General features: G+C 69.8%; 2 protein-coding genes and 1 pseudogene. All 3 read right to left on the bottom strand.

Annotated features, from left to right (window positions below):
* Positions 1–32: 32 nt before the first annotated feature.
* Positions 33–800 (bottom strand): annotated as a pseudogene (gene fbaA / locus ACOJSN_RS14285) (class II fructose-bisphosphate aldolase); the annotation flags it as partial.
* Between the two features lie 118 nt (positions 801–918).
* Positions 919–1,521 carry a TrmH family RNA methyltransferase gene (locus ACOJSN_RS14280; RefSeq protein ID WP_420113167.1) on the bottom strand — a complete coding sequence of 201 codons (603 nt, stop codon included), beginning with the start codon at positions 1,519–1,521 and terminating at the stop codon, positions 919–921.
* The gene (locus ACOJSN_RS14275; RefSeq protein ID WP_420113166.1) at positions 1,518–2,180 is read right to left on the bottom strand and encodes a hypothetical protein; all 663 of its coding nucleotides are present in this window, start codon (positions 2,178–2,180) and stop codon (positions 1,518–1,520) included. The genes ACOJSN_RS14280 and ACOJSN_RS14275 overlap by 4 nt, the downstream gene beginning before the upstream one ends.
* Between the last annotated feature and the right edge of the window lie 175 nt (positions 2,181–2,355).

Below are 2,355 nucleotides of genomic sequence, written 5' to 3'. Positions count from 1 at the left end.
ACACCGAAGTCCACGGCCGCGGAGATCTCCTACGCGGTCGAGCCGGAGCCACCGTGGAAGAAGATGTCGAACGGCTTGTACTTTCCGAGCTTTGAGCCGACCTCGTCCTGGATCTCCTTGAGGATCTCGGGGCGGAGCTTGACGGCGCCCGGCTTGTACACACCGTGCACGTTGCCGAAGGTGAGCGCGGTCAGGTAGCGGCCCTTCTCCCCCGACCCGAGCGCCTCGACCGTGGCAAGGCCGTCCTCGACCGTGGTGTACAGCTTGTCGTTGATCTCGGCCTCGTGACCATCCTCTTCACCGCCGACCACGCCCACCTCGATCTCCAGGATCGTGCGCGCGGCCTGCGAGAGCTCGAGCAGCTCAGCGGCGATCACGAGGTTCTCCTCGAGCGGCACGTCGGAGCCGTCGTACATGTGCGACTGGAAGGTGGGAAGACCGCCGTCGGCGACCTGCTTGGCCTCGATCTCCAGCAACGGGCGGACCCAGGAGTCGAGGTTGCCCTTGACGCAGTGGTCCGTGTGGATGGCGACCTGGATCGGGTAGTTCTTGGCCACCTCGGTGGCGTAGGCCGCGAGCGCGAGCGAGCCGGTCACGCGGTCCTTGATGGTGGCGCCGGAGGCGTACTCGCCGCCGCCGACGGAGACCTGGATGATGCCGTCGGACTCCGCCTCGGCGAAGCCCTGCAGGGCCGCGGTGATCGTCTGCGAGGACGTGATGTTGATCGCCGGGTACGCGAAGGAACCAGCCTTCGCCCGGTCGATCATGTCGGCGTAGGCCTCGGGGGTTGCGATGGGCATGTGAATCTCCATGAACGACGGCGGGATACGGGTCCAGTCTGGCACCGTCGCCAGGCGCTGGGTAACCAGGGCCGGTGGCCGGACGCCGATCCCCGGTGCGCCTCGCGCGGTGCAGGCCTCACGTGTGCTGGATCGCCCACGCCCACATCGCCACCGCGGCGGCGGCGCCGGCGTTGATCGAACGGGTGGAGCCGTGCTGGGTGATGTGCAGGACCGCCTCGCAGGCTGCCTGCGCCTCGGGCGTGAGGCCGGCGGACTCCTCGCCGAACAGCAGCGCACACGCGCGCGGCAGCTCGCGGCCCTCGAGCGGCACCGAGCCGGGCACGTTGTCGATGCCGAGCACGGGGATGCCGGCCGCGGCGGCCCACGCCGCGAAGGCCGCGACGTCCTCGTGATGGTGCACGGTCAGGTAACGGTCGGTGACCATCGCACCGCGGCGATTCCAGCGCCGCCGCCCGATCACGTGGACGCCGGCCACGTTGAAGGCGTTGGCGGAGCGGACCACCGAGCCGATGTTGAAGTCGCGGCCCCAGTTCTCGATCGCCACGTGCAGCGGATTCCTGCGCGTGTCCAGCTCTGCGACGATCGCCTCGAGCCGCCAGTACCGGAACTCGTCGGCGACGTTGCGGTGGTCGCCGTGCTCGAGCAGCTCCGGGTCCAGTCGTGGATCCTCCGGCCAGGGCAGCGGGTGCGGGCCGACCCCGGGGCCGACGTCGCTCACACCGACACCGTCACAGCGACCATCGACACGACCACGGTCACGACCATCACGGTGATGACGAACAGCACCGGGTGCCGCTGCCACGGGCGGGTGGAGCCCGGGTAACGGGCCTCGACGTCGGCAGGCCGAGGGTCCGAGACACGCACCGCGTTCACGAGACCGGCGAGCCTGTCCACGGTGTCGGCCGAGTACAGGTCGGACGTGAGCTGGAAGCCGTACCGCCCGCTGAGACGCCGGATGGTCAGCCGCAGCACGGGGTGGCGACCGGAGCGACTGGACCGCATGTACGTGTGCAACACGGGCAGGTCGAGATCCTCACGACCATACGAGCGGGTGCCGCGCAGGGACCGCCGCGTGATGCCAAGGTTGTCCACGCGAACCTCGCCGACAAGCGTCTCGGCCACCACGATCAGCAGGAACACCAGCAGGGCGCCGAGGAGCCACCAGACGAACGGCAGCCCGAGATCTTGCGTCAGCAGGACGACCACGAGGACCACGGCTGCCAGGAGGTATCCCGCCGTCAGGAACTTGTTCGGCCGCACCACCACAGGGCCGCCCGGGTGCCACTGCAGTGACCTCGGCGCGCGCGTGCCTTCGCCGCCGTTCCGTTCGCGGCCCACGGCGCCGTACGGCTCCGAAGGATCGCCACCGGTGCTCATCGCGTCTGCCACAGCAACAGGCCGACCAGCAGCACCGCTCCGACGGCGATGCACCACTGCGTCGAGGTGCGGCGCAGCAGCCACGTGGTCGCGCCCGGATACGTCTTCTCGACCGCGGCACGGCTGACCGCGGATGAGCGCGCCGCCCCCAGGCTCTCCCCGAGGCGGCGCAGCC

This window comes from Pseudactinotalea sp., assembly GCF_048594945.1.
In the GTDB taxonomy this organism is placed as follows: domain Bacteria; phylum Actinomycetota; class Actinomycetes; order Actinomycetales; family Beutenbergiaceae; genus Pseudactinotalea.
Note: the sequence above shows the minus strand (reverse complement) of the source record. Positions and strands in the feature narration are given on the sequence as shown.

Excerpts from the sequence above, each read along its gene's own strand:
- ACOJSN_RS14275 (WP_420113166.1), bottom strand. The coding sequence starts at position 2,180 with ATGAGCACCGGTGGCGATCCTTCGGAGCCGTACGGCGCCGTGGGCCGC.